Source organism: Desulfoprunum sp. (assembly GCF_053613775.1).
In genome coordinates this window covers 26893-41560 of record NZ_JBSHXH010000004.1, presented here as the reverse complement: position 1 = coordinate 41560, position 14668 = coordinate 26893, and the positions used below count along the sequence as shown (strand labels likewise).

The following is a 14668-nucleotide window of genomic DNA, read 5'->3' as shown; positions in this document are numbered from 1 at the left end:
CCCTGAATAAGACCAAATAAAAACCGATCAAAAAATACAGCTTCCTTCCTTACCGACAATGTGAATCCACCCGGACTCGATGATCGACTCGCTGTTCTTCGTCCCGAGGTACTGCGAATGAATCTCGTACAGTTTGCCATACCCCCCCTGCGAGGCTGAAACCCCAAGGATGGCGGTGCCGAATTCCATCCCGGAACCAACCAGCGGTGTGGTTTCTCCGCCAAAGAAGAGATAGCCGATATCATCTTTCGTCAGTTTCCCGGTGGCCGAAAACGCCGCATCGTAACTTGTCGCAGGGGCGTTGATTTTCGTGACAATGTCGTCATCAGTTGCTAAACCGTTGAAAGACAGCAGTTTGTTGCTGATCATGACTGTATCATTGATCAGGGTTGATTTGAACCCGATGCCTTCACAGCCGAGATTCTGTTCGACCAGTTCTGCCCCGAGGGTAACCCCACCATCCGCCCGGTACAGGGTCCGCTTGGCGTTCCATTCATTGCCGGCGACTTGTGTCTCGAAAATCGAGGTGTTCATGCCGGCAACACCAATGAGGGAAAGAATCGCCATAATCAGCAGGGCGACTACCAGGACATAGCCGCGATCATTTTCCATGGTCGTTCGAATGTGCTTCATGATGTTACCGGATCAACCTTTATGTTTGATGTATTCCAGGTCCACAAGACTGCCGACACCGCCCTTGCGGTTGGTCACGATTACGTGGACAGTCTTGGTATTGGGCAACGGATGGTTCTCGGCCACATTCCACAGCAACGTGTAGACTCCATCCGGAGATACCTCGCTGCCATCGGCGGTGGCGGTGGTACTGTGCGGGAGCCCGGCCTTGCCGTCATCGTCTTTATCTTCGACATCATCATACTCCGCGGAAATGATATCCTCGATCTTCTCGGAGGCCCAGCTGTCGGCCGTCGTTATTCTGCTCGCCCGGGAGTTCTGATTGATCGTCCCGGTCTGGATCGTGTACAAGGCAATGATACTGATGGTAAAGATCGCCAAGGCGATAATGACTTCCAATAGCGTAAAACCATCGGTGTTCTGTAGATTTTTCATTATAGCAACCCCATATTGCGACAATTGACCGTCGTCGTCAGCAGACGATAGCGATTGCTGTCGGTGAATTCCCATTTCTTGGCGGCAACCGGGGTAGCTCCCCAAACAGGAATGGCCAGGTTAAAAGTCGATGTGGCTTTTTCATCACGGTCTTTCGTCCGTGATTGCGCCAGCAGCGATACCTGGACGGCCACTATGTCCTCGAGGCCAGCGGGAGTCCGGGTCTGAGACTTGGTACCGTTCTTATCCAGAAGATAGACGAAATCGATCTCGACGATATTTTCGGCCACCGGTTCATTCTGAGCAGGAGCTTTGCGTCCAAGTTTCTTGATGTTGTCCGCCGTATAAATCGAGTAGGTCACATTTTCGTCAGGATCATCACATTTGCCGTCCCTGTCGAGATCCATTGAGATACCCAGGGTTGTCGCAGTTGCTGTATGAATTCCGGGTTTCTTTTTTGTGGCATCGCATGTTACGTCGGTTGTGTCCTTGGAATTATACCCGGCCATACGGATCTCACGCTGCAGATAGGACATCCCCGCCCGGATATTCTGCTGCATCTCGGCAGTCTTATCCTGCTCGGTGTAGATCCTGGTCTGTACATTGTAGGCAGAGTAGATGACTCCCCCGACAATACCGGCCATGGCTATACCTATCATCAACTCGATAAGGGTGAAACCGCTCTCGTTTTTTCTCATGTCGTTCACGCAATTTTTATATTTTATAACCATTTCATAGAGATATTACCACTGACGCTGATTGTGATGTCCGCTTTCCTCGACTTATCATTCTTCAATGAGATAGTCCCATTGCCGGCTGTCCCTCCTGCCTCCAATGGGATGAGATTGGGCCTGAAGGCCACAGTCGGCTGCGACGATGCATTGTCGGCAAAATTCACAGCTCCATCCAATACCACATTCCTGTATTGCGACCATGACGCCTGAGCGATGATCTCCTCACCAGCATCACGCTCGTAATCCTTGTCCAGATCAACATATACGGTATAGCCGGTCGTCCCATTGAAACTGATGGCACAGTTCCTGTTATTTTTGACTGCAATAGACTGTGCCTTGCGGAGATTGGAATACATGTCTCTTGCCGCATTCTGCAGGCCCTTATTGTTGAGCCACGAAATCATTGACGGAACGGCAAAAACACCCATGATGGCCACAATCGCGATAACCACCATAGCTTCGACCAGCGAGAATCCATTACTGTTTCTTATTGATGCCATTGAACCCCTTCCCTCAATCAATCTGCATTTTTAAGCCTGCTATCCACCCCTTGACTTGAATCACACTCCAGAGCCTCTTGCATAATGCACAGTTGCAGATCCTGTCATTTCGATCAAAGGGAGAAACCTCATCGTCTTGAAAACCGAGATTTCTCGCTATCGCTCGAAATGACAACATGCATTATCTCAGCCAACCGAAATGCGCGGGGGACGACTATGTGATTTTGTCATTTTGCAATAGGTTCTCTACAACACCATTTTTCTCTATCAATTTTCACGCCAATTTCGACAAATCCGCTACAAAATCATATCTCACTGTAAACAATCATTTTTTATTTCAGGACACTACCCATACCATTATTTTTCAGAAATCCGGCCGCCAGGATGGGCTATAATAATATTTTATATGTATAAACAATTTTTATATGCGCTGCCTCCGCAAGCCGCATGATCGGTCATTGTTACATCGGTGAACCTCTTGCGAAATGCACGGTGGCAGGTTCCGTCATTTCGACCGGAGGGGGAAATCTCATCGAGATTGAAAGCCGAGATTTCTCGCTATCGCTCGAAATGACAACATAAATTACCTCAGCCTTCCAGGATGCGAGAGGGCGTACTGAGTGCTTATCACCTCAGCCTTCCAGGATGCGAGAGGGGGTACCGTGTAAACTCGTCATTTTGCAAAAGGCTCCGATATCGCATATTTTTTTATCTTCGACAGCAGCGATGGATAACTGATCTCCAGCAGTTTCGAGGCCTGCAGGCGGTTGCCGCCGGTCTCGTTCAAGGCCTTGAGGATGATCCTTTCCTCCATGCTTTCCTGCGCCTGCTTCAAGGACAGGCCCTGAAAATCGTCCAGACCTTTTGCCGGAGTCCGTTTGTCCTTCATATACTGGGGCAGATGTTCGACCCTGATTGCCTGGTCCTCGGCAATCACCGCTCCCCGATGGATGATGTTTTCCAGTTCCCGGACATTGCCCGGCCAGCCATAGCAATCAAACAACTCCATCACCTCCGGCATGACCCTTTTGATCTCGATTCCCATTTCCTTCCGCACCTTTTCCAGAAAATGGCGGCAGAGCAGCGGGATATCCATCCGCCGCCGGCGCAGGGGCGGGATCAGGATATGGATGACGTTGAGGCGGAAATAGAGATCCTCCCGGAACCTTCCGGTCTGAACCTCGCTCGCCAGGTCTCTTGCCGTCGCCGCGAGGATACGGACATCGATCTTCCGGCAGGCGCACATCGCAGAGGATCAAATTTTTCCCTGCGGGGGATGACTACCAGGTCTGTTTGAGATCTCTCCCTTGCGGTCGAGATGACAGCGGGGGAAGGTCGAGATGACAGCGGGGGAAGGTCGAGATGACAGCGGAGAAGGGTCGAGATGACGGAAACGGGGGGATAGATGGCAAAATCTTCTCTATCAGGCCTCTGAGGTGTTACGGGTCTGTTTTTTTGTCTACCACCTTCAACCTGTTTTTTAAGGAAAGGGTAGGAAGAAGGCTGAAGGGGCAAAAAAGAAGGTGGATGGCTGACGGCCGAAGGTAGATCAGATAATTATTCCATGCAATACATTCACGGATGTGGATTGTGTAGAGAGTATCACCTTTCATAACGGTTTTGCTTCATTCAATATTGTCTCTTTTATATACCAATGAAGCCCTTTCTCCGTCACAATATCAACTTTTCTTCCCAGTAGCTGTTGGAGATCAATGGCCATTCCTCCAATATCCAGCAAACTTCTTCCTTTGTCGAGATCAACCAGGAGGTCGACATCACTATCGGGCCTCTCTGTTTCCTTTTCAACAGAGCCGAATATACGAATATTGTGAACTCCGTAACGATCGGCGATATTGATAATCTCACCGCGGCGCAGTTTCAGAGCCTTTTTAAGTGACATTTTCGCACCTTGCAGTCTGGTTGAAAAAATGATGCAAACCATTTATATAACAGTCTAAAGCATCTGAAAAAAGAATTGCAAGTGCTATCTGACGGGCTGAGCGCGGATCAATGGACGGGATGTAGATCAGATAATTATTCCATGCTTGATAATCTCCGTGATAAAACCGCTGTCATCGGAGTTTTTCTCCAGGAGTATGGGCTCGATTCTGTCATCGATCTCTCTCCGGATTTTCCATAACAGAGGACGGGTGATGAAATAGTCCGTTTTAAGTTCATCTACTATTACGGCCACATCCATGTCGCTATCCGCATGGGCAGTGCCTTTTGCATAAGAGCCAAATAAAATAAGTTGATCAAATTTGATTTGCTTACTGAGGAGTTGCTTGTATCTCCCAAGTTTTTCTATAACTTCAGCAATATCCACTCTCGTAGCTCCTTTGCTTTATTCAGAATTGAGGCACATCTTTCTTCTGTTAAGCCATCCAGCAGTTTCTTTTTATTAATCGGGTAGCGAGCCTCGATATTCATCGGTTCGAGCAGATCGATAAAATCTTGCTCTTTGAAAAATATTGGTAGAGGTCAGACCTTTTGGCTAAAAATGAAAGACTATGCGTGTATGGAGCTGTTTCTCCTGATATTTGGACGAAATATACCTTGAGAATTTTTTCGATCGATTGATGGGCCATAAATCCGACTTAAAGGTATCGCTTGCTTTCCAGCATTGCTTCGGCTGTAGCAATATCATATTCCGATAAATCGACCCAATATGTAACCTTGCTATTCATAGTTGCTGGAAATCACTAGTACCAGGTTTTTTGCTGAAGTGTCGGCCAATATTGGGTTTGTCGGGAAATCCGACTGTAATTGCTTGATTCAGAGCAGATATAATTATAGCAAACAAGACTTAGAAATACAACGCAGCCGGATTGTCTTTACCAACCCGGGGAAGCTCTACGGCAATTTGCGTATCGGGGGCTTGGAGCGGGACGATTACGTATCCTCGCTCCGCAATCGTCTGCTTGCGGAGGCCCGATACCTTACAGGAGATATCGATCGCCAGCGAGAAATCTGGTGGTTCCCGGCAGGGCGAAGGTCATAATCCCGCCCCTATTGTTATTTCGAGCGTCAGTGCGAGAGATCTTGTTGTTCCACTGCGGGGGATGACTACCAGGCCTGTTTGAGATCTCTCCCTTGCGGTCGAGATGACAGCGGAAAAAGGTCGCGATGACAAAGAAGTAGGTCGAGATGACAGCGGGGAAAGGTCGCGATGACAGCGGAAAAAGGTCGCGATGACAGCGGGGAAAGGTCGCGATGACAGCGGAGGTAGTGGGAAATTGCCGACTCGAAGCACCGCCCGATTTCTTCCCGCGGTCGAAACGACGGAGCCCCTTGGACAACTGTATCTTTGAGACAATGTGGCATTATTGGTCGCACGTAAAATGGCGCTGGAGCCTGTTAATGTCAATGGTTGACAATCATTGACAATGGCCCTATGCTTTTTAAAAAGGAGGATACCATTGATATGAACGTCAATTTAACACCCCAGCTTGAATCGTTGATTAAACAGAAAGTGGACTCCGGTCTCTATAATTCAGCGAGCGAGGTCGTGAGAGAGGCTTTGCGTCTTATGGAGCAACGAGATCGCGTGAGAGCAATCAAGCTCGAACAATTACGGCAAGATATAGATGATGGAATGAGCAGTGGCGATGCCACGCCATGGAACCCTGAAGAGATCAAACGCGAGGGGAGAGCGAGACGCAAGGCACGGCAGGCTTCCAGCCCCGAGGTATAAATGGCTGTCATCCTCAAGCGCCCTCGTGCCAAAGCCGATCTTGTCGAAATCTGGGATTATATCGCGAATGATAGTGAAACCCGGGCTGATGCTTTGATTGACAGCATCAGCCGTAAATTCGCCATTCTTGCGGAAGTACAGAAAATATCGGCAGGTTTCGTGGGGAATTAGGGGCGAATATCAGGAGCTTTCCTGTCGGTCGATACGTCATCTATTATCAACCCGTCCAAGATGGCATAGAGGTTGTCCGTGTCCTCCATGGGGCTCGTGATCTGGAAAATACTTTCGGCGATGACGAGTAACCTCACGCTCCGACTTGTTCGGACCGCCCTGCTTTTGCATCCGACCAACATTTTTTACTACCATTTCGAGCGATAGCGGGGAATCTCGTTTTTTCTGCAGGAGATGTCTCCCAGCCAGAAAGACACGATATGCCGACAGTCGTTCACCAGGCAGTTCTCGTTCGGCAAGCGGCCCCTGCCCCAGCTCTATCCCATCCTTTTTAATCTTCGACAGCAGGGACGGGTAGCTGATCTCCGGCGGTTTCGAGGCCTGGACGCGGTTGCCGCCGGTCTCGTGCAGGGCCTTGACCATCAGCAGGGTGTAGGGAGATTCGATTGTATTCTTATCCATCTTTGGAACACGTAACTCCAACATTCGCTACCAAAGGCTGGCTGGGAAACTCAAAAAGATGTTGCCGTTCAACTGTCTACGCGCGTTTGTGGCAATGCAGGAACAAAATTCCGATCGTTGACGATGATACTACAAATTGATACTATTTAACCATGAACAGTGGACACAGGAAGACGTTGGAAGCTATCTTTTCGCTGCCTGTTCCGGGGAATATTGAATAGCGCAGGATAGAAGCCTTGTTTTTGGCCCTTGGCGCAGAAATGATTGAGGGTCACGGATTACGTGTCTCGTTTATCATAAATGACGAAAAAGCCGACTTCCACCGGCCGCATCCGGGCAAAGAGGCCAAGCGGTATCAGGTGCGCCATGCCATGGAATTTTTGAGCAGAGCAGGAGTACAACCATGAACACAATGAGTTACAAGGGATATACCGCAAAGATCGAATTCGATCCGGACGACAATATCTTCTTCGGGAATATCATCGGCATCCGTGACACCGTTGGTTTTCACGGAGAATCGGTGACGGAATTGAAGAAGGCGTTCGGCGAGGCGGTTGATTTTTATCTGGAGAGTTGTGCAAAGGCGGGACGGGAACCGAACAAGCCATGCTCAGGAAAGTTTCTTGTCCGGCTTGATCCTGAACTTCATAGCAGGATAGTGGCCGAGGCTCTTAAATCCGGGAAAAGTATTAACAAATGGATTGCCGATATACTTGCCGGCTCGCTCCATCCACGACAGGTGTGAGATCCGTAGTCAATCGTGGAAACCAGTTGCATACCTTGTGATTTCGAGCACCGCCAGGAAAGCTCGTTGTTCCTGGCAGGAGTTCTCTCCCTTTGGTCGAGATGACAGCGGGGGAAGGTCGAGACGACAGCGGGGGTAAGTCGAGATGACAGCGAGGGTAAGTCGAGACGACAGCGGGGGTAAGTCGAGATGACAGCGGGGGCAAGTCGAGATGAAAGTGCTTGACGTTCCCGGTAGGGCGAAGGACATGATCCCGCCCCCGCTGTCATTTCGAAGCGAAGCGAGAAATCTCGTGTTACCGAGGATACCTTTCTTGGGGCGGATAATGGCTGCATGAGATCTCTCCCTTGCGGTCGAGATGACAGCGGGGGTAAGTCGAGACGACAGCGGGGGCAAGTCGAGACGACAGAGAGGGCAAGTCGAGATGAAAGTGCTTGACGTTCCCGGTAGGGCGAAGGACATGATCCCGCCCCCGCTGTCATTTCGAAGCGAAGCGAGAAATCTCGTGTTACCGAGGATACCTTTCTTGGGGCGGATAATGGCTGCATGAGATCTCTCCCTTGCGGTCGAGATGACAGCGGGGGTAAGTCGAGATGACAGCGGGGGTAAGTCGAGACGACAGCGGGGGCAAGTCGAGACGACAGCGGGGGCAAGTCGAGATGAAAGTGCTTGACGTTCCCGGTAGGGCGAAGGACATGATCCCGCCCCCGCTGTCATTTCGAAGCGAAGCGAGAAATCTCGTGTTACCGAGGATACCTTTCTTGGGGCGGATAATGGCTGCATGAGATCTCTCCCTTGCGGTCGAGATGACAGCGGGGGTAAGTCGAGACGACAGCGGGGGCAAGTCGAGATGAAAGTGCTTGACGTTCCCGGTAGGGCGAAGGACATGATCCCGCCCCCGCTGTCATTTCGAAGCGAAGCGAGAAATCTCGTGTTACCGAGGATACCTTTCTTGGGGCGGATAATGGCTGCATGAGATCTCTCCCTTGCGGTCGAGATGACAGCGGGGGTAAATCGAGACGACAGCGGGGGCAAGTCGAAACGACAGCGGGGGCAAGTCGAGATGAAAGTGCTTGACGTTCCCGGTAGGGCGAAGGACATGATCCCGCCCCCGCTGTCATTTCGAAGCGAAGCGAGAAATCTCGTGTTACCGAGGATACCTTTCTTGGGGCGGATAATGGCTGCATGAGATCTCTCCCTTGCGGTCGAGATGACAGCGGGGGTAAGTCGAGATGACAGCGGGGGTAAGACAGCGGGGGTAAGTCGAGACGACAGCGGGGGCAAGTCGAGATGAAAGTGCTTGACGTTCCCGGTAGGGCGAAGGACATGATCCCCCCCCCGCTGTCATTTCGAAGCGAAGCGAGAAATCTCGTGTTACCGAGGATACCTTTCTTGGGGCGGATAATGGCTGCATGAGATCTCTCCCTTGCGGTCGAGATGACAGCGGGGGTAAATCGAGACGACAGCGGGGGTAAGTCGAGACGACAGCGGGGGCAAGTCGAGATGAAAGTGCTTGACGTTCCCGGTAGGGCGAAGGACATGATCCCGCCCCCGCTGTCATTTCGAAGCGAAGCGAGAAATCTCGTGTTACCGAGGATACCTTTCTTGGGGCGGATAATGGCTGCATGAGATCTCTCCCTTGCGGTCGAGATGACAGCGGGGGCAAAAGTCGAGATGACAGAGAGGGGAGGTCGAGATGACGAAAACGGGGGACAAAATTAATTTAAAATTACTCTGACCCCAATTATCAAGGTGGCGATATAATCGGCAAGCCACTGGGCGGCGGGAATATTCCGGTCATAGATCCGTGGATAGCTGCCCTGCCAGAGCAGCGTAAACAGTTCGTCCGGGATCTCGGGAAAGCCCCGCAGTTCATCAATATCAGGGGGCAGCAGGGTGAGCATGCCACAGCGACCGGCTAGCGACTGGGAGATGGTCTGAGATATTGCCGGATGCTGCGAGCCGGTGAGAATGAAACGCCCCGGTTCCGGTCGTTCGTCGACTTCGGCCTGCAGATAGCTGACCAACTCCGGCGCCTGTTGAATCTCATCGAGGATTGCCCCCTGCCGGTATTCATACAGAAAACCCCGCGGGTCGTGGGCGGCAAACTCCCGCAAATCGAGGGATTCCAGCGAGACATAGGGTTTATCCGGAAAGGTGGCCCGGCATAACGTGGTTTTCCCGGCCTGCCGGGGGCCGGTGACGGCAACGACGGGATAATAGCGGGCAAGTTCAAGGAGTTTGGCACTGAGTTTTCGTGGTATCATGGGAGGATGATAGCAAGAAACGCATGGATTGTCAATTCGACTTACAATCTATCCATAGATCGCCGTGCTCAAGTTCAGGCTTTTCAGGATCTGGTCCCAACTCTTCTTGCCCGGATGATGATTATCGGTGGGGTCTGGCCGATTTCCCCCAGGCGGCGGCGCTGACACCCGGTTCCTCGCCCTGATGTCGGCCATCAAACATCTGCTCTGGCCGGCGCTGATCGTCGGCATCATCTGGATTGACATACGATGCCTGCCTGGTATGGGATGGAGTGAGCGATGATGGCGGTGGCTTTTTTTGAAAAGTACGCTTCAACCGGAGGAACCGAAATTTTTCCCTGCGGGAGATGACTGCCAGGCCTGTTTGAGATCTCTCCGCTGTCGCGATGACAGCGGGGAAAGGTCGCGATGCCTCCCCTGCTGTCCTTTCATTTCGGCAGCGAAACGAGAAATCTCGTCTTGCCGAGGCTGGTTCCCTTCATTGCGGTTGCTGGTCGCAGCATGAAATCGTCCTGCTCGGTGCCCCGGCGCCGTTGCTAAGTCTGCTTGGCGCATGTAATTATGATTGATATATTAGTCAGTTGCAAAAATATCATTGACAAAACAGCCTATAACATTTACAATATCATCAAATAATATTGACAATAGGAGGGCGGTATGCCAGGAGTCAGGAATCGAGGGGAAATGATACGGCAATTCATTATTGAAAACGTCGACAGCCATCCGAATGATATTGTGACGTTGACTTCTGAAAATTTTAACATATCACGGCAAGCTGTTAATGCCCATTTGAAAAAACTGATATCTCAAAAATCGATTACGACCGATGGCAAGACAAGAAACATAAGCTATAAGCTCCATCCATTGATTGAAGATACGATAATTTTCAAAATAAACGGTCTTGAGGAAGACAGAGTTTGGCGCGATGATGTAAAACCAAAACTAGCTCCTCTTCCAGATAATATTATTGATATATGGAATTATGGCTTTACCGAGATGTTAAACAATGCGATAGATCATTCTCAGGGGAGCCACGTCATAATAAACATTAAAAAATATCCTTCGTTTTCTGAAATAGTCATAACCGACAACGGTGTAGGAATTTTCAGGAGAATACAAAAACTACTCAATTTACATGATGAGAGGCATGCCGTTCTTGAGCTTTCCAAAGGGAAGCTGACGACAGACCCTGACCATCATACTGGAGAAGGAATATTCTTTTCTTCGAGAATGTTTGATGAATACGCTATTCTTTCTGGAGGAGTCTATTTCAGCCATGAATACAACAAGCCGGAAGATTGGATAATGGAAAGTAAATCTCCAACCGAAGGGACTACTGTTTTTATGAAGTTGTCCAACACCTCTTCCAGAAAAAGTAAAACTATTTTTGATGAATATGCCGGTGGCAATGATTATGGCTTTGACAAAACAGTTGTCCCAGTTTCTTTGGCTGGATATGGGAACGAAAGCCTTGTCTCGCGCTCGCAGGCAAAGAGACTGCTGGCGAGAATAGATAGATTTAAAATTGTTATATTCGATTTTGAAAATGTTGATCAAATTGGCCAAGCCTTTGCTGACGAAGTTTTCAGAGTCTTTAAAAATCAACATCCTGACATACAGATTTATTTCGTAAAAGCAAGTCGTTCCGTTGAAGATATGATAATTCGAGCCTTGCGGAGTGGAGATTAAGACATATATTCATCAGGCAACTCTCGTTCGGCAAGCGGTCCCTACCCCAACTCTATCCCATACTTCTTGATCTTCGACAGCAGCGACGGATAGCTGATCTCCAGCAGTTTCGAGGCCTGGACGCGGTTGCCGTTGGTCTCGTCCAGCGCCTTGACGATCAGCTCCTCCTCCATGATTTCCTGTGCCTGTTTCAACGACAGGCCGTTGAAATCGTCCAGGCATCTCGCCGCCGCCCGCCTGTCCTTCATATACTGGGGCAGATGTTCGACCCTGATTGCCTGGTCCTCGGCAATCACCGCTCCCCGGTGAATGATGTTTTCCAGTTCCCGGACATTGCCCGGCCAACCATAGCAATCAAACAGCTCCATCACCTCCGGCATGACCCTTTTGATCTCGATCCCCATTTCCTTCCGCACTTTTTCCAGAAAATGGCGGCAGAGCAGCGGGATATCCATCCGCCGCCGGCGCAGGGGCGGGATCAGAATATGGATGACGTTGAGGCGGAAATAGAGATCCTCCCGGAACCTTCCGGTCTGAACCTCGCTCGCCAGGTCTCTTGCCGTCGCCGCGAGGATACGGACATCGATCTTCCGGCAGGCGCCCGACCCCAACGGCCGGATCTCCCGTTCCTGGAGGACGCGCAGCAGCTTGACCTGGAGCGGGAGCGGCAGCTCGCCGATCTCATCGAGCAGCAGGGTGCCCCCCTCGGCCTCCTCGAACAGCCCCCGCCGGCTGCGATCGGCCCCGGTAAACGCCCCCTTGAGATAGCCGAACAGCTCGCTTTCGAGCAGATTCTCGGGAATCCCGCCGCAGTTGAGGGCGATGAACGGTTTATCCCGGCGCGGACTGGCCGCATGGATGCCGCGGGCCACCAGTTCCTTGCCGGTCCCCGATTCGCCGGTGATCAGCACGGTCGAATCATAGCGGGCGGCCTTGGCCGCCAGTTTCAGCACGGCCTGCATCTCGGGGCTGTTGGTGATGATCCGGGAGAATCCTCCGGCCCCGCGCATCGCCTCGATCTCCTGCCGCAACAGGAGATTCTCCTGGCGCAGGGCCTCGCGCTCCTCGGCCTTGCGCAGGGCCATGATGACCTCGTCGGCCTTGAACGGCTTGGAGATGAAGTCGTAGGCGCCGGCCTTCATCGCCTCGATGGCGGTGTCGATGCTGCCGTAGGCCGACATCATGATGACCGTCGTCCGCTCGAGGAAATCCCGGGCGGCGGCAAGAAAGGCGATCCCGTCCATCACCGGCATGCGCACATCGCAGAGGATGAAATCGAAATGGCGCCCGGCCAGCAGCTCCAGGGCCTGGGCCCCGTCAGCCGCCGTTTCCACGGCATAGCCATGGCGCCCGACCATCGCCTGCAGCATGTGGCGCATGTTCTCCTCGTCGTCGATGATCAGGAGGGTATGGGGGGATTCGATGGTTTGCATTTCAAGGGAAGAAGCGGTAATTTTCGATGCTTGCGCAGGTCTTTGGCAAAACTCTTGGTAAATTCAACGTTCATGCATTACCTTCGTCCCCTCGGAGTATCCCAAAAATTTCTTCTCTGTCGGCTTCGCCCGAGTTTTCGCCTTCCTGGATTGCACGCATCAAGGCAGCATCTTCCATCACTTCCATGAGTATATCATGGACCGCTTCCCTATTTTCCTCAGTAACCTCGATGATGGCCTGCTTCAGTAATTCTTTCAACTTACTGTCGTCTACCAGAGTTTCCATATTGCATCTCCCTTCAAATTCGCGATCAACTTTGATCCTTCCACCCATGTGGCGTGCATATCCATGAGCAGACAGTCGACCTTGTCAAGCTTAACGTAACTCACCTTATCACATTCAATTGCTCAAAAGTTCATTATAATCAGGGCCTGTTGGAAAATGAACGTCTACTTGCCTTGTGATTTCGAGCACCGACGATAAAGCTCATCCTTCCCGATAGGGCGAAGGTCATGATTCCGCCCCAGCTGTCATTTCGAAGCGAAGCGAGAAATCTTGTCTTTCCCGGTAGGGCGAAGGCCGCCATCCCGTCCCCGCTGTCATTTCGAAGCGAAGCGAGAAATCTTGTCTTTCCCGGTAGGGCGAAGGCCGCCATTCCGCCCCCGCTGTCATTTCGAAGCGAAGCGAGAAATCTTGTCTTTCCCGGTAGGGCGAAGGCCGCCATCCCGCCCCCGCTGTCATTTCGAAGCGAAGCGAGAAATCTTGTCTTTTCATGGCGGTGAGCCCTCAACCATGGCCGGTTTAAGATCTCTCCCTGGCGGTCGAGATGACAGCGGAGATAGGTCGAGATGACAGAGAGAGGGTAGACCAAGATGACAGTGGCGGAGGTTGATAGGACAGCGGGGGCAGGTCGATAGACAGCGGGGGCAGGTCGATAGACAGCGGGGGCAGGTCGATAGACAGCGGGGGCAGGTCGATAGACAGCGGGGGCAGGTCGATAGACAGCGGGGGCAGGTCGATAGACAGCGGGGGCAGGTCGATAGACAGCGGGGGTAGGTTGAGATGACAGCGGGGGTAGGTCGAGATGACAGCGGGGATAGGTCGAGAAAGGTCAGGATCTACTCCACATTGACGATCTTCTTGACGCTCAGAATGTTAATCACTATGATTAAAAATGATTCAATTACCAGCAACCCAGCATCGACAGCGACCTGATCGCAAGGAGATGTAGCCATGGCAAAAACCGATACCCGTGTATTTACCGCCCACGTGCCTGTCTCGTTGGCTGAAAAAGTTGACCAGATAGCTGCACGACTGGAGCGCTCACGCAACTGGATCATGAAGCAGGCATTGTCAGCCTGGATTGAACAGGAGGAAGAACGCACTCGGTTGACCCGAGAGGCCTTGGCAGATGTCGACGCAGGCCATATGATTGACCATCAAACCGTGCAATCCTGGGCGGATAGTCTGAGTAGTGACGAACCGTTGCCGGTACCACGCTGATGGATTTGAAGTGGACGGGCAAGGGGCTGTCCGACATTGCCCGGTTATACGACCTGGCCCCTTTGAACAAGACGGCCGCCGCTTGTACGGTGCAGTCGCTGACCAAGGCGCCGGCACAATTGCCAGCCAATCCACGCATCGGTGAGCAATTATTCGAGTTTGAGCCGAGAGAAGTACGGCGGATACTCGTGGGCCAGTATGAAATACGGTATGAAATTCAGAACGAGACCATCTATGTGTTACGCCTGTGGCACACACGGGAAGGACGGTAATGCAAGTCCAACTTGCAACCTCGACCCAATGTCGATGTCTCACCGTCATCCGGGGAGCTGGGATCTTCAATCCCACCCCTTTGAAGAGGCGTACGCCGGGTACGGCGGTTTCCGCCATTTTCGGTCTGT

At 51.5% G+C, this 14668-nt stretch carries 21 protein-coding genes; 9 read left to right on the top strand and 12 right to left on the bottom strand.

The features are described from left to right. Nucleotides 1-27 precede the first annotated feature (27 nt). From ACWGKN_RS04245 to ACWGKN_RS04205, 9 genes are all read right to left on the bottom strand, one after another. Entirely contained in the window at nt 28-633 is a 606-nt protein-coding gene (locus ACWGKN_RS04245) for a pilus assembly PilX family protein (protein ID WP_452094751.1), read from the bottom strand. A 12-nt stretch (nt 634-645) separates the two neighbouring features. Continuing rightward, entirely contained in the window at nt 646-1068 is a 423-nt protein-coding gene (locus ACWGKN_RS04240; protein WP_452094750.1) for a type IV pilus modification PilV family protein, read from the bottom strand. Further along, entirely contained in the window at nt 1068-1766 is a 699-nt protein-coding gene (locus tag ACWGKN_RS04235) for a PilW family protein (RefSeq protein WP_452094749.1), read from the bottom strand. Before ACWGKN_RS04235 ends, ACWGKN_RS04240 begins: the two co-directional genes overlap by 1 nt. 23 nt (nt 1767-1789) lie before the next feature. Beyond that, a complete protein-coding gene (locus ACWGKN_RS04230) occupies nt 1790-2302 on the bottom strand; it encodes a GspH/FimT family pseudopilin (protein ID WP_452094748.1) in 513 nt (170 codons plus the stop codon). Nucleotides 2303-2975: 673 nt separating this feature from the next. Then, nucleotides 2976-3548 (bottom strand): sigma 54-interacting transcriptional regulator, encoded by a 573-nt coding sequence (locus ACWGKN_RS04225; protein ID WP_452094747.1) that lies wholly within the window; start codon nt 3546-3548, stop codon nt 2976-2978. A 363-nt stretch (nt 3549-3911) separates the two neighbouring features. Further along, complete coding sequence (locus ACWGKN_RS04220; RefSeq protein WP_452094746.1) at nt 3912-4202, bottom strand: nucleotidyltransferase family protein; 291 nt, start codon at nt 4200-4202, stop codon at nt 3912-3914. 126 nt (nt 4203-4328) lie between these two features. Beyond that, a complete protein-coding gene (locus tag ACWGKN_RS04215) occupies nt 4329-4628 on the bottom strand; it encodes a nucleotidyltransferase domain-containing protein (protein WP_424255931.1) in 300 nt (99 codons plus the stop codon). Continuing rightward, entirely contained in the window at nt 4607-4732 is a 126-nt protein-coding gene (locus ACWGKN_RS04210; RefSeq protein WP_424255929.1) for a hypothetical protein, read from the bottom strand. Before ACWGKN_RS04210 ends, ACWGKN_RS04215 begins: the two co-directional genes overlap by 22 nt. Continuing rightward, nucleotides 4729-4890 carry a HEPN domain-containing protein gene (locus tag ACWGKN_RS04205; RefSeq protein WP_424255927.1) on the bottom strand — a complete coding sequence of 54 codons (162 nt, stop codon included), beginning with the start codon at nt 4888-4890 and terminating at the stop codon, nt 4729-4731. Before ACWGKN_RS04205 ends, ACWGKN_RS04210 begins: the two co-directional genes overlap by 4 nt. Before the next feature lie 137 nt (nt 4891-5027). On the opposite strand from ACWGKN_RS04205, the gene ACWGKN_RS04200 reads away from it, so the two are divergent. The 6 genes from ACWGKN_RS04200 (at nt 5028) to ACWGKN_RS04175 (ending at nt 7374) form a co-directional block, all read left to right on the top strand. Continuing rightward, complete coding sequence (locus ACWGKN_RS04200; RefSeq protein WP_424255937.1) at nt 5028-5303, top strand: ATP-binding protein; 276 nt, start codon at nt 5028-5030, stop codon at nt 5301-5303. Between the two features lie 423 nt (nt 5304-5726). Then, nucleotides 5727-5996 (top strand): type II toxin-antitoxin system ParD family antitoxin, encoded by a 270-nt coding sequence (locus ACWGKN_RS04195; protein WP_035234905.1) that lies wholly within the window; start codon nt 5727-5729, stop codon nt 5994-5996. Further along, nucleotides 5997-6167 carry a type II toxin-antitoxin system RelE/ParE family toxin gene (locus ACWGKN_RS04190; protein WP_424255925.1) on the top strand — a complete coding sequence of 57 codons (171 nt, stop codon included), beginning with the start codon at nt 5997-5999 and terminating at the stop codon, nt 6165-6167. Beyond that, entirely contained in the window at nt 6113-6298 is a 186-nt protein-coding gene (locus ACWGKN_RS04185; protein ID WP_424255935.1) for a type II toxin-antitoxin system RelE/ParE family toxin, read from the top strand. Before ACWGKN_RS04190 ends, ACWGKN_RS04185 begins: the two co-directional genes overlap by 55 nt. Before the next feature lie 558 nt (nt 6299-6856). Further along, nucleotides 6857-7036, top strand: coding sequence for a type II toxin-antitoxin system HicA family toxin (locus ACWGKN_RS04180; RefSeq protein ID WP_424255933.1), 180 nt, complete (start codon nt 6857-6859; stop codon nt 7034-7036). Then, nucleotides 7033-7374, top strand: a complete 342-nt coding sequence (locus tag ACWGKN_RS04175; RefSeq protein WP_035234903.1) for a type II toxin-antitoxin system HicB family antitoxin — start codon at nt 7033-7035, stop codon at nt 7372-7374. Before ACWGKN_RS04180 ends, ACWGKN_RS04175 begins: the two co-directional genes overlap by 4 nt. 1718 nt (nt 7375-9092) lie before the next feature. Here the strand turns inward: ACWGKN_RS04175 and ACWGKN_RS04170 are convergent. Further along, nucleotides 9093-9641, bottom strand: a complete 549-nt coding sequence (locus ACWGKN_RS04170) for an ATP-binding protein (protein ID WP_452094745.1) — start codon at nt 9639-9641, stop codon at nt 9093-9095. A 657-nt stretch (nt 9642-10298) separates the two neighbouring features. Between ACWGKN_RS04170 and ACWGKN_RS04165 the strand changes: the two genes are divergently transcribed. Beyond that, nucleotides 10299-11330: an STAS-like domain-containing protein gene (locus ACWGKN_RS04165; protein WP_035233878.1), complete on the top strand. Its 1032-nt coding sequence runs from the start codon at nt 10299-10301 to the stop codon at nt 11328-11330. 41 nt (nt 11331-11371) lie between these two features. Here ACWGKN_RS04165 and ACWGKN_RS04160 read toward each other — a convergent pair whose 3' ends face one another. Together ACWGKN_RS04160 and ACWGKN_RS04155 are read right to left on the bottom strand one after the other, a co-directional pair. Beyond that, a complete protein-coding gene (locus ACWGKN_RS04160; RefSeq protein WP_452094744.1) occupies nt 11372-12763 on the bottom strand; it encodes a sigma-54-dependent transcriptional regulator in 1392 nt (463 codons plus the stop codon). Nucleotides 12764-12833: 70 nt separating this feature from the next. Next, the gene (locus ACWGKN_RS04155; protein ID WP_452094743.1) at nt 12834-13049 is read right to left on the bottom strand and encodes a hypothetical protein; all 216 of its coding nucleotides are present in this window, start codon (nt 13047-13049) and stop codon (nt 12834-12836) included. Nucleotides 13050-13997: 948 nt separating this feature from the next. On the opposite strand from ACWGKN_RS04155, the gene ACWGKN_RS04150 reads away from it, so the two are divergent. Beyond that, nucleotides 13998-14267, top strand: a complete 270-nt coding sequence (locus tag ACWGKN_RS04150; RefSeq protein ID WP_035233689.1) for a CopG family ribbon-helix-helix protein — start codon at nt 13998-14000, stop codon at nt 14265-14267. Beyond that, nucleotides 14267-14539: a type II toxin-antitoxin system RelE/ParE family toxin gene (locus tag ACWGKN_RS04145; RefSeq protein ID WP_035233687.1), complete on the top strand. Its 273-nt coding sequence runs from the start codon at nt 14267-14269 to the stop codon at nt 14537-14539. The genes ACWGKN_RS04150 and ACWGKN_RS04145 overlap by 1 nt, the downstream gene beginning before the upstream one ends. Nucleotides 14540-14668 lie beyond the last annotated feature (129 nt).